Source organism: Paenibacillus sp. FSL K6-1330 (genome assembly GCF_037976825.1).
Taxonomy (GTDB): domain Bacteria; phylum Bacillota; class Bacilli; order Paenibacillales; family Paenibacillaceae; genus Paenibacillus_AQ.
On the sequence record NZ_CP150269.1, the window covers coordinates 4,901,991 to 4,924,923 of the forward strand.

The 22,933-nt window shown below is 48.2% G+C and carries 19 protein-coding genes and 1 pseudogene; 1 reads left to right on the forward strand and 19 read right to left on the reverse strand.

The window, feature by feature from the left end; translation table 11 throughout:
- Positions 1–19: 19 nt before the first annotated feature.
- From NYE54_RS22160 to sucC, 17 genes and pseudogenes are all read right to left on the reverse strand, one after another.
- On the reverse strand, positions 20–1,363 hold the full coding sequence (locus tag NYE54_RS22160) for a flagellar hook-length control protein FliK (RefSeq protein WP_339266229.1): 1,344 nt from the start codon (positions 1,361–1,363) through the stop codon (positions 20–22).
- A 47-nt stretch (positions 1,364–1,410) separates the two neighbouring features.
- On the reverse strand, positions 1,411–2,343 hold the full coding sequence (locus tag NYE54_RS22165; RefSeq protein WP_339266230.1) for a kinesin: 933 nt from the start codon (positions 2,341–2,343) through the stop codon (positions 1,411–1,413).
- A gap of 39 nt (positions 2,344–2,382) precedes the next feature.
- A complete protein-coding gene (gene fliJ, locus NYE54_RS22170; RefSeq protein WP_339266232.1) occupies positions 2,383–2,826 on the reverse strand; it encodes a flagellar export protein FliJ in 444 nt (147 codons plus the stop codon).
- 9 nt (positions 2,827–2,835) lie between these two features.
- Entirely contained in the window at positions 2,836–4,155 is a 1,320-nt protein-coding gene (gene fliI, locus NYE54_RS22175) for a flagellar protein export ATPase FliI (RefSeq protein WP_339266234.1), read from the reverse strand.
- Complete coding sequence (locus tag NYE54_RS22180; protein ID WP_339266236.1) at positions 4,139–4,993, reverse strand: FliH/SctL family protein; 855 nt, start codon at positions 4,991–4,993, stop codon at positions 4,139–4,141. The genes fliI and NYE54_RS22180 overlap by 17 nt, the downstream gene beginning before the upstream one ends.
- On the reverse strand, positions 4,986–6,002 hold the full coding sequence (gene fliG / locus NYE54_RS22185) for a flagellar motor switch protein FliG (RefSeq protein WP_071220479.1): 1,017 nt from the start codon (positions 6,000–6,002) through the stop codon (positions 4,986–4,988). Before fliG ends, NYE54_RS22180 begins: the two co-directional genes overlap by 8 nt.
- Positions 6,003–6,013: 11 nt before the next feature.
- A pseudogene (gene fliF, locus NYE54_RS22190) lies at positions 6,014–7,577 on the reverse strand (flagellar basal-body MS-ring/collar protein FliF).
- Positions 7,578–7,611: 34 nt separating this feature from the next.
- Positions 7,612–7,920 (reverse strand): flagellar hook-basal body complex protein FliE, encoded by a 309-nt coding sequence (gene fliE, locus NYE54_RS22195; protein WP_076324995.1) that lies wholly within the window; start codon positions 7,918–7,920, stop codon positions 7,612–7,614.
- Positions 7,921–7,964: 44 nt separating this feature from the next.
- The gene (gene flgC, locus NYE54_RS22200; protein WP_339266238.1) at positions 7,965–8,414 is read right to left on the reverse strand and encodes a flagellar basal body rod protein FlgC; all 450 of its coding nucleotides are present in this window, start codon (positions 8,412–8,414) and stop codon (positions 7,965–7,967) included.
- Positions 8,415–8,419: 5 nt separating this feature from the next.
- Complete coding sequence (gene flgB, locus NYE54_RS22205) at positions 8,420–8,827, reverse strand: flagellar basal body rod protein FlgB (protein WP_076324997.1); 408 nt, start codon at positions 8,825–8,827, stop codon at positions 8,420–8,422.
- 457 nt (positions 8,828–9,284) lie between these two features.
- On the reverse strand, positions 9,285–10,691 hold the full coding sequence (gene hslU / locus NYE54_RS22210) for an ATP-dependent protease ATPase subunit HslU (protein ID WP_076324998.1): 1,407 nt from the start codon (positions 10,689–10,691) through the stop codon (positions 9,285–9,287).
- Positions 10,692–10,740: 49 nt separating this feature from the next.
- Positions 10,741–11,283, reverse strand: coding sequence for an ATP-dependent protease subunit HslV (gene hslV / locus NYE54_RS22215; protein ID WP_006211334.1), 543 nt, complete (start codon positions 11,281–11,283; stop codon positions 10,741–10,743).
- Between the two features lie 29 nt (positions 11,284–11,312).
- The gene (gene trmFO, locus NYE54_RS22220) at positions 11,313–12,641 is read right to left on the reverse strand and encodes an FADH(2)-oxidizing methylenetetrahydrofolate--tRNA-(uracil(54)-C(5))-methyltransferase TrmFO (protein ID WP_076324999.1); all 1,329 of its coding nucleotides are present in this window, start codon (positions 12,639–12,641) and stop codon (positions 11,313–11,315) included.
- Positions 12,642–12,662: 21 nt separating this feature from the next.
- Complete coding sequence (gene topA / locus NYE54_RS22225; protein WP_339266241.1) at positions 12,663–14,762, reverse strand: type I DNA topoisomerase; 2,100 nt, start codon at positions 14,760–14,762, stop codon at positions 12,663–12,665.
- Between the two features lie 36 nt (positions 14,763–14,798).
- Positions 14,799–15,974: a DNA-processing protein DprA gene (gene dprA / locus NYE54_RS22230; protein ID WP_339266243.1), complete on the reverse strand. Its 1,176-nt coding sequence runs from the start codon at positions 15,972–15,974 to the stop codon at positions 14,799–14,801.
- Between the two features lie 131 nt (positions 15,975–16,105).
- Positions 16,106–17,035 (reverse strand): succinate--CoA ligase subunit alpha, encoded by a 930-nt coding sequence (sucD, locus tag NYE54_RS22235; protein WP_071220478.1) that lies wholly within the window; start codon positions 17,033–17,035, stop codon positions 16,106–16,108.
- Positions 17,036–17,131: 96 nt separating this feature from the next.
- A complete protein-coding gene (sucC, locus tag NYE54_RS22240) occupies positions 17,132–18,292 on the reverse strand; it encodes an ADP-forming succinate--CoA ligase subunit beta (RefSeq protein ID WP_006211339.1) in 1,161 nt (386 codons plus the stop codon).
- Between the two features lie 488 nt (positions 18,293–18,780).
- Here sucC and NYE54_RS22245 point away from each other — a divergent pair, with 488 nt between their 5' ends.
- Positions 18,781–21,021, forward strand: coding sequence for an AraC family transcriptional regulator (locus tag NYE54_RS22245; protein ID WP_339266246.1), 2,241 nt, complete (start codon positions 18,781–18,783; stop codon positions 21,019–21,021).
- Positions 21,022–21,059: 38 nt separating this feature from the next.
- Here the strand turns inward: NYE54_RS22245 and NYE54_RS22250 are convergent, their stop codons facing one another.
- A complete protein-coding gene (locus NYE54_RS22250; protein WP_339266248.1) occupies positions 21,060–21,923 on the reverse strand; it encodes a carbohydrate ABC transporter permease in 864 nt (287 codons plus the stop codon).
- A gap of 12 nt (positions 21,924–21,935) precedes the next feature.
- Positions 21,936–22,853 (reverse strand): ABC transporter permease subunit, encoded by a 918-nt coding sequence (locus tag NYE54_RS22255; protein ID WP_339266249.1) that lies wholly within the window; start codon positions 22,851–22,853, stop codon positions 21,936–21,938.
- Positions 22,854–22,933 lie beyond the last annotated feature (80 nt).

Below are 22,933 nucleotides of genomic sequence, written 5' to 3' on the forward strand. Positions count from 1 at the left end.
CAAGCTCACCTCCTCACTGTTAGGCTTTCGCGGTAAATGTTCCTGCTTGTACAAGTTCATCGTCGGCTTGATGCTCAGCAATCCAATCGTTCAATTCTTCCGTCAGATTTGCGGCCAGCACGGCATCATCGGAAGGACTATCCTTCTCCTTTGAGCGGTGCTGCGGCTGCTGCTGGCCTGATCCAGGCTGACGGCCGTCTTGATAAAGATTCGCATTGGAAGGCTGGCTGCTCTGCGTAACTTCAATTTTCTCGATCTGCAGCCCTTGAGCTTGCAATGCGCTTCGAAGCTGTGCCATTTGCTGGTCAATCAGCTCTTTAGCATCCGTCGAACGTGTCATGAACTGGGCGATTAATTGGCCATTCTGCATCGTAAGTTTGATATCTACTTGACCCAGATGTTCCGGATTCAAGGAGATTCTCGCTTCCGTAAAACCGGTTTGTTTCACGATTTCGAGCTTATTAATAATGAAGGAAGTCATTTCGCTTCCGAAGTTCTCAACAGGCACCGGCGGAGCTGCAGGCTTTACTGCAATTTGCGTACCTGAACGCAGGGCTAGCTGACCGGCAGTGACCGTTCCTTGCTCCAACAGCGAATCGCCTTCGTTAATCACGAACTCAGTTGCTGTACCATCAACGTCGGTACTTGTCGTCAGCGATGACCACTTGGCATTCGCTTGGCCCGTTGTTTGTGATGAAGCCGACTGTCCTGAAGTATTCGTCGATATGTTAGACTGAACGGCATCCGGTTGCTTTTGGGCCAGGATGTTATCAAAACTGCCGCTTGCCTTACTCTCCCCGGTCCCTGTTCCTTGACCAAGCAGACTATGGAAAGATTGGACAAGCTGTTTTACAGCAGCTTCGGTAGTCAGATCCACCTGACCAGATTTGGACAGCATCGATGCCAGCTGGCTGATCGTATCCTGTACTGCAAATCGAATGGTCTCTGGTCTGGAAGCCAATGGAGATATCTCATTCCCATCCGAATTTTCTTGTGCTTGAGGAGAAGCTCCGCTCAGCATAAGATTCGCTTGCGTTAGCCAGTTCTGCAGCTCTTGCAAAAGGGAGGGATCCTCCATTAATGCCTGATCCATAGTGTCCAGCTCCTGCAGCAAACCTTGAAGCAATTCCATCAAGCCTTCAAGTGATGCTTCGGTTTCCGAAGAATACTGCGCAAGCAAGGATTCCAGCTTGGCAGCGACTTCCGTCGAAGTTGTTGAAGCGCTGTTACCGCTGCTGTTCATCTGGTAAGCCAGTGTCGCATCAAAGGAAACAGCCGCTGTCGTTTGACCCGCCGCGCTTGTCTTTCCGCTTCCCGAGGGACTGCTCACGGATGAAGACATGTTTTGTACCGTTATTGTCATCGTCTTATTTCACCTCCTTTCCTGGGGATGGAGATTCATTTCAGAGCTTATTTAGAGCCCATCAGGCGATTCAATATCTTTGCTGCCAGCTCCGCATCTTTCGAGGACATCGCATTTAAAATCCGTGAACGAGTAGCATCATCCACTGTATTTAAAATGGTCATGGTCTTAGCGGGACTGATCTTGTACGTTTGCATCAGCAGTTCGGCAGCGTTGGCGGGTGTCATTCCGGCAAAGGTCTGATTCAACTGGTTTTTATCCAGATTGTCGGATGACTTCTTCTGCGCTGCCTCCGTTTCGTTCTTCTTGAGTCTGGATTGCAAAGCCGCGATGGCCAAATCTTCAGAAGTCTCAGCATCTTTAAGCATCATGGTTGCATCCGCTGCCGTTTTCGGATCCATTTTCTGCAGAATGGCAACCCGGTTGCTGCTCTTCATCTGGCTAAGCATAAGCACCATTTCTTCCTGCGTAAGGTTTTGCATAATCGGTGCGGCTTTGCTTGGACTCATGTCGGCGTAGAGCTTGGACAGTTCACGAATCTGCTTGGTATACGCGTCTTCCTCTTCTGTCTCACCGCTTGTCGGTGTGCTCTGCATCGAATCAATCTGGGTTTCCAGCTCTTTCACCTTGTTTTCCTGTGCTGCCTTTTGCTCTGATACTTCATTTAATGTTTCTTCGCGTTCGGCAAGCTGCTTCTTGAGTTCAACAATCGTTGCTTCCGCGCTTTCTTCCTGCTGCTTCGCTTCTTTGAGTTTCTGCTCTTCCGGGGTCAGCACCGGATCCGGGACCCAGTTCTTGATAACCGGAATTTTATTAGCTACATCGATTAGTCCATCCCGAACATCGGCTCTAAAAAATACGGCAAGCGCCCCGAGCAGAACAATCGTGAATATAGCAGGTACCAAAATCAACAGTATCCGTTCAAATCCTCCGCCTGATTCTTCCTTATCAAGCGGCATGTCTTTTCGTGCCACTCTCATTCCTCCTTCGCGGTCATAACCCTTCGGTGTTTGCAAACCTTATCGGGCTTTGATCGCAAAACGTACCGTCGCCATTTCGTCCAGCTCGTTTTGTTCCCGAAGGAGACTTTCATGCCGGAACTTTTCTTGGGATTTATCTCTTGCCTTTAACCACACTTTTTCGTCAAGCATCTTATCAGACAATGCCTTTTGTTTCTTCGTTACATTGACATGAGCGATTCGTATGTCATCCCGTTTCCGCTCAATGCATTCTTCCAAGTACTCTGCATATACCTGAATGTTTCGGATCTCAGCAACCGGCACGCATCGCGATGCCACCTCCTGCTGAGCACGATACATTTGATCCCGCATCTCATACAGCTCATTCAGACTTTTCTCTTCTGCCTGCAGCTTCCCGATGGCACTTGACAGCATCCATTCGGCTTGCGTTTTCTCGTTGCTTTTCAGGTCTACGATTTTCTGGAATGCATAATGAAATTTCATTCTTCAAAGTCATCTCCTTGAAAACTCGGAAATCAAACGTTCCTGAACCTCATTCAATGTTGTCTTCTCATTCACTTTTTGCTTCGTGAAATCCCATATTTGGCTGATATATTCAATCGATTCATCGATATCAGCATTCGAGCCCTGTTGATATGCCCCAATATTGATCAAATCCTCCGAGTCTTTGTATATCGCCATCAGCCGCTTTACGTTCTCGGAAGCATCGATTTGTTCCTCCGGCGAAATATCTTTCATGACTCGGCTAATGCTAGCCAGCACATCGATAGCCGGGAAATGCCCTTTGTTCGCTATATTCCGGTTTAAAACGATATGACCATCGAGGATCCCCCTGACCGCATCCGCGATCGGTTCGTTCATGTCATCACCGTCTACCAGCACCGTGTAAAAAGCGGTAATCGAGCCCGTTGGCCCTGTGCCTGCGCGTTCCAGAAGCTTCGGCAGACTTGCAAAAACAGACGGAGTATAACCACGCATGGCCGGCGGTTCTCCTACAGCAAGGCCTACTTCACGCTGCGCCATCGCATAGCGGGTAACGGAATCCATCATCAGCATCACATTCAGGCCGCGATCCCGGAAATATTCAGCGATCGTTGTAGCGATCAAGGCCCCCTTAATACGGATGAGTGCCGGTTGATCCGAGGTCGCTACAATCACGACGGACCGCTTTAACCCTTCGGGACCCAAGTCCCGTTCAATGAAGTCCAGCACCTCGCGTCCACGTTCCCCGATCAAGGCAATGACATTGACATCGGCAGAAGTATTTCGGGCGATCATTCCCATCAAGGTACTCTTCCCGACCCCGGATCCGGCGAATATGCCGACCCGTTGGCCTTTGCCGATAGATAACAATCCGTCAATCGCGCGGACGCCGATGCTGATCGGCTCCTGAACCCTCGGCCTATTGAGCGGGTTCTGGGGGACATTATGGGTTGAATAATGCGGCATACGCGCCGGAATGATAGATCCGTCCAGTGGTTGTCCCAATCCGTCGAGCACTTTGCCCAGCAGTTCCGAACCTACCTGCACGCTCAGGGGTTTGCCGGTACCGACTACATCACAGCCGGGACCAATAGAGTGAAGCTCGCCGAGAGGCATCAGCAACACTTTGTTGTCTCTAAAACCCACAACCTCCGCTTTGAGCGGCTTGGATTGCTTCGTGGGATAGATGTAACAAACATCGCCGATGCTTGCATCCGGACCTTCGGACTCCACCATCAGCCCGATAACCTGCGTAACTTTGCCGTTGATGCGAACGGGGTCCAGATGTTTCAGATAATCCATATAACGCGCACTATTCAGCTTCTTCATCTTGATTTCTCCGTTCCTCATCATCAAGAGCGAACCGCACGAGTTCTTTTTTGATCTCGGCTAGCTGTGTATCGATGCGGGCATCCACGCTTCCGAAGGAAGACCTGATCACGCACCCGCGATCTTTAACCGTGGAATCCGGCAAAATTTGAAGTTCTGCCTGAGAATCGATCGATAATCCGAGCTCTTCCCGTGCCGCGTATACAAATTCGAATTGCTCAGGAGCTACGCAAAGGGAGATGACTCCTTTTTCCCGCTTGCGTGCCAGGTTCTTTCGAATCAACTCCAGCGTGAAATCAGGTTCAATCGCAAGCTGACGATCCAGTACTTTTTCCGCTATGCTGCAGCTGAGCTCCACCAAGAACGGCTCCGCTTCCTGAATTAAATCATCCTTAGCTTGATGGGCGAGCTGAAGCAATTCACTCGCTTGTAAAGTCGCTTGCTCCATCAGTTCCTTCATCTCAAGTTCTGCCTTGGCTGAGCCCTCGGCGTATCCTTGGTTAAATCCTTCCATTTTCAGCGTCTCAGACAAATCCTCGTCCTGAAGCCTTCTTTCGCTCCACCACGCTTCAATCTGCTGCTGCGCTTCACTCAACAGCCGCTCCGCCTCTTCCGAAGCCTCACGGATTTGCCTTTCGGCAAACTCTTGAGCATCCTTCAGCATCTCATGCTTTAAGCGTTCAGCTTCAGCCAGTGTCAGTACAACAGCCGGCTCGGCAGTCGGGGGAGTATACTCCTCGACCGTTTCCTGGGTTGGTGACGCGTAACGACGAGCAAGATCCAACTCTTTCAACACATCCATCGGTTTATAGTGGGACGATTTGATCAAGTTAGACAATGATGTCATCTCCTCCGCCGCGAGCAATAATGACCTCGCCCGCTTCTTCGAGTCTTCGGATCGTGCTTACAATCCGCGTCTGAGCTTCCTCTACATCACGCAGCCGCACCGGTCCCATGTATTCCATTTCTTCGCGGAAGGTTTCGGCCATACGCTTGGACATGTTGCGGAAAATGACATCCCGTACTTCTTCGCTTGCCACCTTGAGTGCAAGTTGTAAATCGGCGTTCTCGACATCGCGGATAATACGCTGTATCGAACGGTTGTCCACGTTGACGATATCTTCGAATACGAACATCCGCTTCTTGATTTCTTCTGCGAGCTCAGGATCCTGGATTTCCAGGGAGTCGAGGATTGTTCGTTCCGTTCCTCGGTCAACGCCGTTCAAAATTTGAACGATGGATTCAATGCCACCCGCACTGGTGTAATCCTGCGTAACCGTCGCCGACAGCTTCTGTTCCAGCACGCGTTCCACCTGAGCAATGACTTCTGGTGAAGTACTGTCCATGACTGCAACCCTACGCGCTACTTCGGCCTGCTTCTCTTGCGGAAGCGAAGATAGGATCGCGGATGCCTGCTCGTATTGAAGATAGGACAAGACGAGTGCAATGGTCTGTGCATTTTCGTTCTGTATAAAGTTCAGGATTTGGCTTGGGTCCGCTTTGCGGGCAAAATCAAACGGTCTTACTTGAAGCGTTGCTGTCAGTCTGTTGATCACTTCCATCGCTTTTTGCTGTCCAAGTGCCTTCTCCAAAATCTCTTTAGCGTAATTAATACCGCCTTGCGAGATGTATTCCTGGGCTAGACAAATTTGATGGAATTCCTGAATAATGCTATCTTTCTCATCACTGTCGACTTTGCGAACATTCGCAATCTCCAGCGTTAATTGTTCAATCTCTTCATCTCGAAGATGCTTAAATATTTGAGCGGACACTTCCGGGCCAAGTGTAATGAGCAGTATAGCCGCTTTTTGACGTCCGCTTAACATTTGGTTATTTCCCTTAGCCAATGCTTCCACCTCTATTCCTCAGCTAGCCATGTGCGAAGTAAATTCACGAATTCATCTGGCTTCTTCTTCGCCAAGGTTTCGAGCTGCTTACGAACCTGGCTTTCATTGGTTATACTTTCGAGATTAATCGATGGGAATTCCGTAACTGGCGGAAGCTGAATGTCGTCTTCAAATTCTTCCTGCTGCTGTCTGCGTCTGCGGATGATGAAATAGGTTCCTCCAGCAATTAACGCTAACGCAGCGATACCAATCCCCCATAATACAGGTTTTGAAAGAACGGTTTTCGGATTTTCATCCGCATTTACATTAAATACCTGTGAAATAACTGAAACTTTTTTGGACAAATCAGCGTCTGTATAAGTAGAGTCTGTATCCGAGAGCGACGCTCGTACAATATTAACCAGAATGTTCTGTATTGCCGTTCTTGTTGCATCATCCAAAGTTTGTTGTCCGGCAGGTGGTTCAACCGAGACATTAATGGTTAAATCTTTAACAGTATATGGACTTGCTATGATATCCTTCGTAATCCGGTTAACTTCATAGTTAACGGTTTTGGAGAGCTCTTCCGAGTTCGTTTCTCCACTTCCAGAATCGCTAGGATATCCCGGAACAGCTTCTTCGCCTACACCGGCCACTCCGCCGGTTGGACTACTGGTTCCCGAATAGTTCTTCTGGATCTCCTGAACACTGAGCTCAATCCCCTTCATTTCTTCTTCATCAACAGGGGTTACGATGTTTTCTTTGCTCTGCACCTGATCAAAGTTCAGTTTCGAGGCAACCAGAACATTAACTTTATTCGATCCCATGTATTGCGAGAGAAACTGCTGAACATTTTGCCTAACATCGCTTTCGAATTTTTTCTGAAGCGCGAAGTTTTCTTCCACCTTGACCGCCTTTAGCTGTTGCGAGCAGCTCGACTTCGTCATTGGTGATTGTAATGTTCTCAACCGGCAAGTTTGGAATGGCTGTCTTCACCAGGTTGTAGTACCCGTCAATGACTTCTTGATTAGGACGATAGCCCGGTTTGAATTGCACAACTACGGAAGCGCTGGCTTGATCTTCGTTTCCGTTCTTGGCAAATACACTTTCTTTTGGCAGATTTAATAATACCGTTGCATCTTGGACGCCCTGCATTTTCTCAAGCAGTCGTTCTACTTCGCCATTCAGTGCATTTACATATTTCACTTCGAATTCGTTATCTGTCATCCCGATGGCCGATGCGTTCTTCTCGAAGGTTTCGAATCCGATCGTACCATTCTGTACAAGTCCTTGAGACCCTACATCAATCTGGACTTTAGCTGCGCTCGTACTCGGAACCAGGATGCTTCTGCCATCCTCGCTCAGCTTGTAGGAAATTCCTTGAGTCTCCAGGTGGCTGATGATTCCTGCGGCATCGCTGGAATTTAGATCCCGGAATGCTACTTCGTACTTCGTCTTAGAGAACTGCATCGTTAGTACGATTAGAGCAATCAAAACAAATGCTATTGTAGCGATTAACATTATTTTTTGTTTGTTGCTGAATTGGTTCCAATACTGGGTCATTCTCTCCCTATATTGGGTAATTCTCTCGTTCACATTGTCACCCCATCCGAAACTTTGCTAGAAACATTTAGATTTGCGTGCGCATGATCTCTTGATAGGCTTCTACCACTTTGTTTCGGACCTGTGTTGTGAGCTGAATGCTCAACAGAGCCTGTTGGGCGGATATCATCGCCTGATCTACGTTTACTTGTCCAATCATTAATTTATCGCTCATGACATGAGCATTTTGTTCCTGTGCTGCCACAGAGTTCAGTGCTTCATTCAGGTAAGAGCCAAAATCGCGAATCGATTCGGAAGGAGTCGCTCCATTTTTCACTTGCTCCTGCAGTTGAAGCGGCTGTACGCCCTGAACACTGAACATTGCATTTTGAATCATCTCTTTCTCTCCTCCTACAATATGGGCTTATGTATTTTCACTTGTTATCTACCGATCTCCAATGCCTTCATAATCATCGCTTTCGAAGCATTTATCGCAGTAACGTTAGCTTCGTAAGAACGTGTAGCTGCTAGCATATCCACCATTTCCTTCGTAATGTCCACGTTAGGCATAAAGACATAGCCTGCCGCATTCGCATCAGGATGTGTAGGGTTATATACCTGTTTCAGCGGGGTTTGATCTTCCCGTACCTGGGCAACCTTTACCCCTTGTCCCACATTCTGTCCATCCATCTGTGCTCTAAGAAGCCCTTCAAACGATTCCTGCTGCGGCTGGAACACAACTGTTTTTCGGCGATACGGAACGGCTTGGCCATTCTCGATTCGTGCGCGTGTAGTTTCTGCATTGGCTATGTTGGAGGAGATGACATCCATTCGAAGCCGTTGTGCTGTTAGAGCTGATGCATTAATACCGAAACTATTGCTAATATTCATGAACCCTATCTCCCTTCAATAGCTGTACGCATCATTCGAATCTGCTCATTTACAGCTTGTATGTATGAATTATAACGGAGCTGATTCTCTGCAAGCAGCGACATTTCTCTGTCTGCATCGACATTATTCTGGTTGTTATTCATGGAGCTGCTGCCATCCTTCATGACCGAAGCATCAGGAATCCCCCCGGTTGGACCAATGACAAAATGCCTGGGATCTGTTCTTCTGCCCTGAAGTGACAATTGGGCCCCATCCATTTCTTTTTTCAGAAGACTCTCAAAGGATACCTCGGATCTCTTAAAATGAGGAGTATCCACGTTGGCGATGTTGTTTGCAATCACATTGTTTCTGAGATTTGCTGCATCCAACCCGCTTTGAAGCCGTTGAAAAGAACTATTATTCAACAGGTTCACTAGCTCATTCCTCCTGACTGGACTTTGCAGAAAGGTATTCCACTCTTCCTAGCTAAATCCTCTTTTTTCGACAAATCATATAATCCGTATGAACTAACCTAGGTCTTAAGTAGAAAAAGACAACATGATGTCACATAAACTAAGTTTCTTAAAGTTTGGGACTTTTTACAATAAGAAAAAAGCCCTATCTTTTACCAAAAAGAAGGGCTTTGTGTTCATTTTTATCCGGTTTTTTTCTATATTATTGCAAATCGTACCACTAAATCTGTAAAATTTAAGCGATTTTTCCCGAAGGGTAGGTCCTGCTACGACCCATAAAATTCACAAAAAATTACGAAATCCGTCCCGATCCCTTCCAACATGCGAAAGCGCTTCGACAACTTGCTAGTAGGGTCATGATGAATATCGACAATTATTTCCTTTCGCATACCCGGAAGATAGACCTATATGCATGCAACTACAGAATATACTGGCTCAGATCCCGGTCCTGGGCGATGCCGGCAAGTTTCTCCCGGACATACTGCGGCGTGATCACCATGCGGTCCAGCGTCAACTCAGGCGCTTCAAATGACAGGTCTTCGAGGAGCTTCTCCAATATCGTATGAAGCCTCCGCGCGCCTATATTCTCCGTGTTCTGGTTAACCGAAGCCGCGATTTGGGCGATCTCCCGTATTGCTTCTGGGGAAAACTCAACCTCAAGATCTTCAGTACGCAGCAGATTGACGTATTGCTTGGTTAGTGCATTTTTCGGCTCGGTCAAAATGGATACAAAATCGTCGAGTGACAAGCTGCTGAGCTCCACCCGAATCGGAAAACGCCCCTGAAGCTCGGGTATCAAATCCGATGGCTTCGCAATATGAAAAGCACCGGCAGCGATAAAGAGGACAAAGTCCGTTTTTACCGGCCCGTATTTCGTCATAATCGTGGAGCCTTCCACGATAGGCAAAATATCGCGCTGCACACCTTCTCTGGACACATCTGGACCTGATTGACGGCCCTGGCTGGCAACCTTGTCGATCTCGTCGATAAAGATAATACCGGATTGCTCTGCCCGACGAATAGACTCCTGAATGACATCATCCATATCGATAAGCTTGCCAGCTTCCTCTTGCGTCAGCACTTTCCTGGCTTCCTTGACGGACAGCTTGCGGCGCTTTGTGCGCTTTGGCATCAGATTACCGAACATTTCCTGCATGTTCATCCCCATCTGATCATTGCCCTGCCCCGCAAACATATCAAACATGTTCGGAGCAGCATCCTCGACATCAATCTCAATCGTTTCATCTTCAAGCTTGCCGGACAGCAGGTTAAAACGAACTTGTCTCCGTTTCTCTTTGAGACTAACGTCCTTATCGTCCGCATCCTCATCTTCGGCCTGGGTATCGTTATTGGCACCGCCAAACAGCATCTCAAAGGGATTGCGCTGACTTTTCTGTCCTTTGGTTGAAGGTGCCAACAGCTGAACGATCCGCTCGTTCGCCATTTCCTCGGCTTTGTCCTTTACCTTCTCGGTACGTTCCAGCTTCACCATCCGGATCGCGGTTTCCACAAGATCACGTACCATGGATTCCACATCACGCCCAACATAACCAACCTCGGTAAACTTTGTCGCCTCGACCTTGACGAACGGTGCATGGACCAGCTTGGCAAGCCTTCTTGCAATCTCCGTTTTGCCGACGCCGGTAGGACCGATCATCAGAATGTTCTTCGGTACGATTTCATCCCGCTCGTCATCTGTAAGCAAACTCCGGCGATAGCGGTTCCGAAGGGCTACAGCGACCGATTTTTTAGCGTCCTTCTGCCCTACGATGTATTTATCCAGCTCGGATACAATCTGTCTTGGCGTCATCGATTCTTTACTCATCGCGAATACCTCCACCCCTGATATGGCTATATGTTACTGTATGGCATCCTTACAGCTCTTCGACAATAATGTTGCTGTTGGTATAGACACACACCTCAGAAGCGATCTGAAGCGCCTCTCTGGCTATATCCTTTGCTTCCATATGTCCGGCATGTCGCTTAAGCGCCCGACCTGCCGACAAGGCAAAATTGCCGCCTGACCCTATGGCCAGCACATCATCATCGGGCTCGATGATTTCGCCGCCGCCTGAAATCAGGAGCATTCCTGTTTTATCCATAACAATCATCAAAGCCTCAAGTTTGCGAAGCACACGGTCTTGACGCCAGTCCTTCGCGAGCTCAACAGCGGCACGCTGCAGGTTTCCATGGTGCTCTTCCAGCTTGCCTTCGAATTTCTCAAATAACGTAATTGCATCCGCCACAGAACCGGCAAAACCGGCGACAACTTGTCCCCGGTAAAGACGGCGCACTTTCTTGGCGGTCTGCTTCATGACTACACTTTCACCAAATGTAACTTGGCCATCGCCGGCAATAGCTGCTGTGCCATTATGCCGTACTGCGCAAATCGTCGTGGCGTGAAAAGTCATTTCCATGATGGCAAGACCTCCCTAAGAAAATAAGATTAGATTGTATTTAGTTCGTTAGCATTAATAAATATTCGTACTCCGTCAAGAGCTCGGCTCGCAAGCGCTTCGTTTTTTTCCTTTTTGTTGCGAATGCGCTTCTCGAGACTCGGAAGAAGACCGAAGTTCGCATTCATCGGCTGGAAGTTATCGGGATCTGCATGGGTGATGTAGTAGGCCATACTTCCGATGGTTGATTCCTGAGGGAATACAATCCCCTCCTGCCCCTGAGCTGCTCTTGCTGCATTGATTCCAGCAATCAATCCGGATGCCGCCGATTCAACATATCCTTCAACACCTGTCATTTGTCCCGCCAGATACAGATTAGGCCGTGTTTTCACCTGATAGGTTTGTTCCAGCAGTCTAGGCGAATTAACAAACGTATTGCGGTGCATAACGCCGTAACGCACAATTTCGGCGTTCTCGAGTCCCGGAATCATGGAAATGATCCGCTTCTGTTCGCCCCACTTCAAATGAGTCTGGAAACCGACAAGGTTGTAGAGAGTACCTGCCGCATTATCCTGACGGAGCTGCACCACAGCGTGTGGCAGCTTGCCTGTATGCGGGTTCACCAATCCAACAGGTTTCATGGGGCCAAACAAGGCCGTTTGTTTACCACGCTTCATCATAATCTCGATCGGCATACAGCCTTCGAAATAAATCTCCTTCTCAAACTCTTTCAATTGAGCGACTTCGGCATTGATAAGAGCGTCATAGAAAGCGTCAAACTCCTCTTCCGTCATGGGACAATTCAGATATGCCGCTTCGCCTTTATCGTAACGGGATGCCAGATAGACCTTGCTCATATCGATGGAATCCTTTTCCACGATCGGAGCAGCCGCATCGTAAAAATAGAAATAGTCCTCACCCATCAGCTCACGAATCTGTGATGACAATGCGGGCGAAGTCAGAGGCCCTGTGGCAATAACAACGATGCCTTCTTCAGGTATATGCTGAATTTCTTCATTTACAACCTCAATTAAAGGATGCTGATGCAGGGTTTCCGTAATTTCTCCCGAAAAACCGTCACGGTCAACAGCCAATGCGCCGCCAGCCGGGACGGAATTGCGGTCTGCCGAACCGATGACAAGCGAGTTCAGCATCCGCATTTCTTCCTTCAATACCCCGACTGCGTTGGTTAAACCGTTCGCGCGAAGCGAATTACTGCATACAAGCTCAGCGAACTTGTCCGTATGATGAGCCGGCGTCTTCACGACCGGCCGCATCTCATATAATGTAACGGGTACGCCGCGGCTAGCGATCTGCCAAGCAGCTTCACTGCCTGCAAGCCCTGCACCGATAACCGTAACCCTCTGTGAATCTGTCAAAGTCATTCCCCCCTGTATGCCTTACAAATCTGCTGCATCGTCCTGTTCCTCGACCATTTCGGAATAATCACAAGAAGTACATTGAAGCTTGATGCCTTGCTTGCTTTTCTTCTCTACCATCAAACTACTGCAATTCGGACATGGCTTCGTTGACGGTTTATCCCATGATACAAAATCACATTCGGGATAACGATCACACCCAAAGAAGACGCGCCCCTTCTTGCTCCGGCGTTCCACGACATGACCTTCCTTGCATTTCGGGCACGCCACGCCGATATCTTTCACGATCGGCTTGGTATTCCGGCAATCCGGGAAGCCTGAGCATGCAAGAAACTTACCAAACCTGCCCAGCTTATACACCAATGGCTTACCGCATTTTTCGCAGATCTCATCGGAAACCTCATCTTCGATTTCGATTTCCTTCATTTCTTCCTCTGCTACTTCAAGCCGCTTTTCAAAGGATTCATAGAACTCTGCCAATACTTTGACCCAATCTTCGGAGCCCTCCTCCACATGGTCGAGGTCTTCTTCCATGTTCGCCGTAAACTCCACATTGAGAATTTCCGGGAAGAACTGCTCCATCTGTTCGATGACAAGTTCACCGAGCTCGGTTGGCATGAATTTTTTCTCTTCGATGGCAACGTAGCCTCTCTTCTGGATCGTTTCCAGCGTCGGGGCATACGTACTAGGACGCCCTATACCAAGCTCCTCCAGCGTTCGGACAAGACGTGCTTCTGTATAACGCGGAGGCGGCTGAGTGAAGTGCTGTTTCGGCTCAATATCCTGCTTCTCCAGAATGTCGCCACTATGAAGCTCTGGCAGGTATTTATCTTCCTCTGTCGTCCCGTCGTCGTTGCCTTCAACGTAGACCTTCATGAAACCAGGGAAACGAACCTTCGAACCCGTTGCGCGGAAAACGGTCTTGCCCGCGGTAATATCCACAGAAAGCGTATCCAGCACAGCAGATGACATCTGACTCGCCACAAATCGCTCCCAAACCAGTTTATACAGGCGAAGCTGATCACGACTCATGAACGACTTCACGGATTCAGGATCCCGCAGCACCGATGTAGGTCGAATCGCTTCATGCGCGTCCTGAGCGTTGGCCGCTTTTTTCGAGTATTGTCTCGGGCTCTCCGGAACGAACGGATCACCATACTTCTCGGTGATGTATTCTTTCGCTTCTTCTTGAGCCGTGCCTGAAATGCGCGTGGAATCCGTACGCATATAGGTAATCAAACCGACGGTGCCTTCCTTGCCAAGCTCGACGCCCTCGTATAACTGCTGGGCAACGGACATGGTCTTGGCAGCCCGGAAACCAAGTTTACGTGCAGCTTCCTGCTGCAAGGAACTCGTCGTAAACGGTGGAGACGGGTGGCGCTGACGTTCGCGTTCTTTTACTTCGCCGACTTGGAAGGAAGCATCCCGAATCGCTTCGAGAATTTCATTGACTTCCTGTTCATTGGTCAGCTCCTTCTTCGCGCCGTTAAGCTGGGTGAATTTGGCTTCGAATGCGGATCCTTTAATGGCCAGCTTAGCCGTAATGGTCCAATATTCTTCCGGAACGAAAGCGCTTATCTCATTCTCACGGTCGAGAATGATTTTGACGGCTACGGATTGAACGCGGCCGGCAGAGAGTCCCTTTTTTACTTTCTTCCATAGAATAGGGCTGATCTTATAACCAACCAAACGGTCGAGGATACGTCTTGCCTGCTGCGCGTTAACCAAATCCATGTTAATTTTGCGCGGCGTCTTGAAGGCGTCCTTCACGGCCGTTTTCGTTATTTCATTAAATACAACCCGCAGGCTTTGAGTATCATCCAGCTCCAATGCATGCGCAAGATGCCATGCAATGGCTTCCCCTTCGCGATCGGGGTCAGCTGCGAGGTACACTTTTTTCACCTTTTTGCTAGCATCCTTAAGTTCCTTTAAGACAGAACCTTTTCCGCGGATCGTAATGTATTTCGGATTGAAGTCGTTTTCCACTTCAACCCCGATCTGGCTCTTCGGCAAATCGCGAACATGACCCATCGAAGCCTTCACGATATACTTGCTGCCGAGATATTTGCCAATCGTTTTCGCCTTAGCAGGCGACTCTACGATGACGAGTGAATCCGCCACAGGTTCATCCTCCTCTCCAACATTCAAACTTTCCCATTAAATGATCTTATATATAGCACCGGGTAATTGGGTAATCTGCTTTTTTATGATTAAAGATAACAGAACTGAATGCAAATGTCCAAAATCCCACCGGGTGCGCTCGATCATCTCATCCAGCGACCCGGGACCCTGTTCGAGCATATGGTATATTTGTCGTTCGTCATTTGTCAACCCGGCTAGTTCATCCGGATACTCCTGACGAGGGGCCCGCCGCTCCTTATTGTATGTATCCGAAGCCACTTTTGGCAACCAGGAATCATATTCTTCTATTATATCACTAGCTTGCGTGACCATCTTGGCCCCTTGCTTGATCAAATCCAAGGTCCCTCTACTCTTGGGTGAAGTGAGAGGTCCCGGAACGGAGAACACGTCCCTTCCTGCCTCCAGGGCTAAATCCGCCGTAATCAACGATCCGCTGCGGGCATCCGCCTCTACCACCACGGTACCTAGCGTGAGTCCCGCAATAATCCGGTTTCGCTGCGGGAAGAATCCCGGGAGCACCTTGGTGCCAGGCGGGTATTCGGAAATGATAAGTCCCTTTGCCGCGATTTCTTCATACAGCGATCGGTTCTCCGGTGGATATATCACGTCAATGCCGGCTCCGAGAACCGCTACTGTCGGTCCCCCGCTTCGCAAAGCCGTATCATGGACTACGCTATCAATGCCTCTGGCCATGCCGCTGACAACCATGAACCCTGCCCCTGCCAACTCCTCGGATAGCATCGTTGCAATCTTGCGCCCATATGCAGTAGGCATTCTTGTACCTACCATCGCAATCCCCGGCCTCGACAGCAGATGAGGATCGCCTATGCAATACAATACCCAGGGTGCCTGTGGTGAAGATTTTAACATGTCCGGGTAGATATCATCGAGGGCTGTTATAGTACGTATTTTTGAACGGTTTGTCAAATTCCATACCCCGGCTTCATGTTGTCCAAACCCGACATCATCCGCACTCGAAAGATCAATCTGCTTTCTTTCGACAACGGAAGAAAAATCTTTGGCCAGTTTATTCGCTTTTTCGACAGATAAACCACAGGCTCTCCAATCATTTGCATCATATGACAGCAGCCCCTGATGCAGTTCACCGTTCAATATGATTCGATTAATGGTCTTCCATCCGATACCTTCGCTTTCATGCAATGCGATGAGCAGTAAGCTATCCAGCTTCATAAACGGGACCTCCTTAAAATATAAAATCAAAAGCAAAAAAGCAACCCTTCATTTCCTATTCAGGAAATAAAAGGTTGCTTACCTTAAATTATAACCATAGGCTTAGCCTAGGATTGCATAAGAATCTAGTTCTAGTGAGTCGTGCAAGACTCCAAAAGACCTTTCTCCTCAAGCACGCTAACCAGGGTTGAGCCCATTTCAGCAGGTGTAGGAGCTACCTTGATACCGCAAGCTTCAAGTACAGAGATTTTCTCCTTGGCTGTTCCTTTGCCGCCAGAAATAATCGCGCCTGCGTGGCCCATACGTTTTCCTGGAGGCGCCGTCGCGCCGCCAATGAAGCCTACCACTGGTTTAGTCATGTTCGCTTTGATCCATTCAGCCGCTTCTTCCTCTGCGGTACCGCCGATCTCACCGATCATAATAACCGCTTTGGTGTTAGGATCTTCATTAAAGAGTCTCAATACATCGATAAACTCCGTCCCTTTAACCGGGTCGCCGCCAATCCCTACGGCGGAGGATTGTCCGATGCCGCGAGCTGTCAGCTGATGAACGGCTTCATATGTCAGGGTACCACTGCGCGATACAACGCCGACGTGTCCTGGCGTATGGATGTAGCCAGGCATGATGCCGATTTTGCATTCACCCGGTGTAATGACACCAGGACAGTTAGGACCGATCAGACGAGTTTTCTTGCCTTCCATATAGCGGGATACTTTTACCATATCCAGCACCGGAATGCCTTCCGTAATACAAATAACCAGATCCATCTCGGCATCAACAGCTTCCAGAATGGAATCGGCTGCAAAAGCCGGAGGCACATAAATTACGCTAGCGGTTGCGCCTGTTTTGGCTTTGGCTTCCTCAACGGTGTTGTAAACCGGCAATTTGACGGTTTCGCCGTTCTCAAGCGTAATTTCAACTTCGGTTCCACCTTTGCCGGGTGAAGTTCCCCCGACCATCTGTGTACCGTAATCCAGGGCCCCTTTTGCATGGAAAAGGGCTGTTTTACCTGTAATCCCTTGCGTGATAACTTTTGTATTTTTATCGATCAAAATACTCACGATTGATTCACATCCCCTATTGTTATTTGAAAATGAAAGCAACCGCACGGCAGGGCTAAAGAGCCCATCGTGCCATGCCCCTTCAGGAATGAAATATTACTGAACGAGGGAGACGATCTTCTGTGCTCCGTCGGCCATGGAATCAGCAGGTACGATATTAAGACCGGACTCAGCCAGAATCTGCTTGCCGAGGTCTACGTTCGTTCCTTCCAAGCGTACAACAAGCGGACGAGTTAAGCCCAGCTGTTTTGCAGCTTCGACAACACCGGTAGCGATAACGTCGCAACGCATAATACCGCCGAAAATGTTGACAAAAATTCCTTTTACTTGAGGATCGGACAAAATAATCTTGAAGGCTTCCGTTACCTTCTCCGTTGTTGCACCGCCCCCAACATCAAGGAAGTTAGCAGGGTCGCCGCCATAATACTTGATGATGTCCATCGTAGCCATGGCAAGACCTGCGCCGTTAACCATACAGCCGATGTTGCCATCGAGAGCTATGTAACTCAAATCGTATTTGGATGCTTCGATTTCCTTCTCATCTTCTTCGTCCAGGTCGCGCAGCTCAAGGATGTCTTTATGACGGAACAACGCATTGGAATCGAAATTGAGTTTGGCATCGAGAGCCATGACGTTTCCGTCACCAGTTACGACTAGCGGATTGATTTCAGCGATAGAGCAATCCTTCTCTACAAATGCCTTATACAAGGCCAGCATGAACTGAACGGCTTTACCTACCAGTTCATTCGGAATATTAATGGAATACGCTAATTTCCGCGCTTGGAATGTTTGAAGTCCGATCGCTGGATCTACAACCTCTTTAAAAATCTTCTCAGGAGTTGCTGCTGCAACTTCTTCAATCTCGGTACCGCCTTCTTCGGACGCCATCAAAACGACACGACCGGTAGCACGGTCAACGACCACACCGATATAATACTCTTTGCGAATATCGCAGCCCTCTTCAATGAGGAGACGCTTGACTTCCTTGCCTTCCGGACCTGTTTGGTGAGTCACCAACACCTTGCCCAGAATTTCTTCAGCATAAGCACGAACCTCATCCAGGTTCTTCGCCACTTTAACGCCGCCGGCTTTACCCCGACCGCCTGCGTGAATCTGTGCTTTGACAACGGTTACGGGACTGCCCAAAGATTGTGCAGCTTCAACTGCTTCTTCTACCGTAAACGCTACCTTGCCGTTCGGAACAGCTACTCCATATTGCTTCAGTACTTGTTTTCCTTGATATTCATGGATATTCATTCTCGAATCCTCCTATCAACATGACTGGAACAAGGCTGGCTAACACGGAACTAATCTATGAAAGATTACCCTGTCAACCTTTATATATTAAACCCAAGCTATTGTAACATGTTTTTAAAACGCTTACCTTAAAAAGTTCACAGTTTATCCACTCTATTTGGCATGGGTATGATTCCTTCCAGATATAAATTGGAGAAATATGTAAAAATCATTTGTTTTTCCGTGCAAAGTGTATCAATCCAATGATCCCCAATGCGACAACGGCAATACCTAACAATCCTGCTAGCATAATCATAATATTTCCCCATAATATGGTCATCACGCTTCCCTCTCCTATCCGAAATAATTAGTATATCGATTACTATTATACCATTAAATCCCTTTTCATTTAAGTTAAACTGTGACGCAAAATAAAACTCTTTATCCTTTTTCCGCTATCCGTTAGAATGATTGAAAGATTAGTGAACGCATTCATAAGGAGATTCAGCATGAGTTGGTTGAAGTCATTTTTTCCACTGCATTCATTATTTGTCAAAATGCTGGTGTATTTTCTCATCGTGATTTTCCTGCTCTCCTCCTACAACCTATGGTCGATGACATTCTACTCCCGTAATGTAAACAATGAAATTGTCAAATATAATCTGACCCTGATTCGAAATACCGTAGATCAATTTGAGAAACAATACTCCACTTGGAAGAATCTCCTCCTCAACCTTCAGCACGATGAATTTGTCGGCAATATCAGCAGGCAGGCCGATTCCGGCGGAAAGAAGGGCATCAATTATCTGCAGGTGGATATGGTGATGGATCAGATCCGGACCTTGGTAAGCCAGCCCTACTATCACTTGAACAATGTCATGATCTACTACCAAAATTATTCCTTCCTGCTTGAACGGGATGGCATCGTTGACGATGACCGCATGTTTAAGCATTACTACATAAGCGACTCCTATCCATACGAGTTCTGGAAACGGAGAGATCACGCAACCGGTTTTCTGCATATGCTCCCCAGCAGCACTTTCTCCATCGGGACAGAGAAGAGCGAGTTACAGCTGATGCCTCTAATTACAAACGTACAGAGCAGTCCCTGGAAGATCATAGCTCTCGTAAATATGAAAAGCTGGTATGAATCCTATAAAGGAATGACCGGTTCCCGTTTTCTGCTGATGGACTCGGAGGGAGAAATTCTGTTCGAATCAGCCCCGGATGTGAACACCCAGCCACTGCCGGAATGGGACGGCCAATCGGAATGGATGATGGAGAAGGGATCTTATTACTTTTTCGAAAAGGGCACCCGCTCCGGCCTCACCTACGTCTCCATTATCCCGCATAACGAACTCAACCAAAGCATCAGCCGCATGAACTGGATTGCCGTGCTGTTATTTGCAGCTACCCTGCTCATCGGGATTCTGGCATCTTGGGTATTTTCCCGCAAAATCAATCGGCCGCTCAAGAGAATGGTTACAGGACTGGGCCAGGCGGAGATGGAGCTATATCAAGGGAGCATTGCCGAATTCAGCGCCATTTCCAACCACCTGAAGGGTTTGCAGCATGAACGAAAGAGCATCAAGGAATGGATGGACCATACCAAACCGCTCTTAACCAGCTACCATTATTTGGCCCATTTCAAAAACTTTGCACTTGATACCGCCGCTGCCAAAGAGCTTTGGGTCAGCGAGGGTGCATTCATGGTTATCGTTTATCAGTTGAGGTACCGGCACGTCCCTTCGCGTCAGCTTGATGCCTTAATGACAAGAGCAACCGGCAAGATCAAAGATATGATCACGCTGCAAATACAAGAATCGTTTCCCCTATCCCACACCCTTCAGATGGAGGGCAAGCAAATCTTGTCCATTGTGTATACTCAAGAAAAATCTGATATGCTGCAGCAGTGTCTGAGTCAGCTCAAACAGATTTTTGATCAAGATCAAAGCACTTATCTCGTGAATATTGCGGTTTCGTCCGTGTTCCAGCAAACCTCTGATTTTGACCGGGCTTATGCAGAAGCCATGTCGCTCCTGCAACAAGCCATGCCGATTGAGGAAACCCAGATCATCTGGGAGAAGGAACGCCGTGAAGATGTAACAGGATTCACTGCCGAGCAAGAGCACGAGTTTTACGTGAATTTACAGGCCGGCAACGAGAGCAGCTGCCAATCGCTTATTGAGCGCGCCCTGGATCGATTGCAGCGGCAAGAGGCCACGGCCGATCAACTAAGCCACTTTGCCAAATCGGTCTCGGTCCGCATGAGAAGGACAGTAGAACTGCTGAAAATCAATATCGACGCACTTCCGGACTACGCAGAAAAGCTTGCATACAGCGTGACCCCTGAGCAATACCGCGACATCCTTCTCGACGAGCTCGCCCATGCAGCCCATGCGATCCGTCTGAAACGAGAGGAACATTACGATATCATTCAATATGTCTTTCATTATCTGGAGTCGCATTACGCTGAAGAAATATCGCTCGAACAGCTTGCTTCTAAACTCAACATGTCGCCTACTTATCTGTCAGGGTATATTAAAGAGAAAACGGGGAACAACTTCAGCGACCAATTGAATGCGATTCGAATAACAAAAGCGAAAGAACTACTGCAGACAACAAATATGCCGATTCAGGAAGTAGGCAACCGGATCGGCTACCGCAATGTCACTTCCTTTATCCGCATGTTCAAAAAAGTAACCGGCCAAACACCAGGTGATTACCGGAAAACCTACTGGATCCGATAACACACAGGTGAGCGGCCGGCCGCTTTAACCTGCAACCTTTAACCTTTTACTGAGCCAATCAAAGCCCCTTTTACAAAATACTTCTGTATAAACGGATAGACAAGCAGGATCGGCAAGGTGGACACCATAATGGTAGCGAATTTCAAGCCATCCTCCACCACCACGATATCGCCTACAACCGGACCATCCGTTCCCGTCAATTGCCCCGACAGCACGATGTTTCTTAAAATCACCTGGAGCGGCTGCATATCAGCATCCCGCAGATACAGCAGCGGTCCCATGAAATTATTCCACATCCCGACGGCATAATACAATCCGATGGTAGCCAGCACCGGCTTGGAGAGCGGGAGCACAATCCGGAAGAAGATTCCGATTTCGGACAACCCGTCTATTTTTCCGGATTCCTCTAGCTCTTGAGGCATACCCATGAAGAAAGTTCGCATGATGAGCAGATTCCAGGTGCCTACCGCTCCGGGCAGCACCATCCCCCATATCGTATTGACAAAGCCAAGCTCCTTCACGACCAGAAACGTTGGAATCATCCCACCGTTAAAAAACATCGTAAAGACGATTAGCATCAAGATCGGTTTGCCCATGACCATCTTGGTCTTGGACAGCGCATAAGCCCCAAGTGCCGTTACAATCATAGAAATGGCAGTTCCTGAAATCACATAAATCAACGTGTTCTTATATCCTTTCAGCACCCGTCCGTCTTCGAACACATACTGATACATATCCAGGTTGAAGCCCCTCGGCCATAGCCATACTTCCCCGGAGGCGATGGATGCGGAATCACTGAGGGACACGGCCAGCATATAAACAAACGGGTATAGACACGCCATCACAATCCCGGACAAAATCAAGGCATTGAGCGCGTCAAACCAGTTCCATTTGGGTTTCATCACGTTCCTCCTTTACCAGATGCTGCTTCCGCTGACTCGTCGGCTGAACGAATTGGCCGCGACAATGAAGATAAAGCTGATGATGCCGGTAAACAGATCAATTGCCGTGGCATAACTGTAATTGCCTTGCGTTAATCCGACCCTGTACACATAGGTGGATATAATATCGGCTGTCTCATAAGTGGCCGGAGTCGAGAGCAGGTATACTTTCTCAAAGCCGATCTCCAGTATTTTTCCGATATCAAGTATCAAGATAATCACGATCGCCGGCGCGATGCCGGGAAGTGTAATGTTCAGCGTCTGCTTCCACCGATTAGCCCCATCCATCCGTGCCGCCTCATATAATTGCGGATCGATTGCCGTCAAAGCAGCCAAATAGATGATGGTGCCCCATCCAATATGCTGCCATACGTCAGTCGTTACATAAATCGATCTAAACCAGGAGGCCTCAACCAGAAAGTTGATCCGGTCGACTCCAATTGCGCTGAGCAACTGGTTGACCACTCCACCTGTCGGGGACAGAAACATGACCGCGATTCCTGCTACAACCACGTTGGATATGAAATGCGGAAGATAACTGACCGTCTGGACAAACCGCTTCAAAAAGGATTTGCTCACCTCATTGATGAGTAACGCAAGAATAATAGGAGCCGGAAAACCGAAAATCAGCTTATATAACCCTAATAGAAATGTATTTCTGAGAACAGGCCAGAAGTCAGGCGTATTAAAAAACATGCTGAAATATTTGAACCCCACCCAGTCGCTCTCCGTGATCCCCTTAAATAAGTTGTAGTCCATAAAGGCGATCGAAATGCCGAATATGGGAACATACTTAAAAATGATGTAATACAGAGCACAGGGAAGAAGAAGCAGCAGCAGGTATTTGTCCCGCTTCACTTTCGTCAAGAAACTCGAATTCTGTTCTTGCAAAAAACGTACCCTCCTTAGCGAAATCAAAACTGACCTACAGGCCCCTTCCCATAAGGACCGGGACCAGCCTATACTTCCGA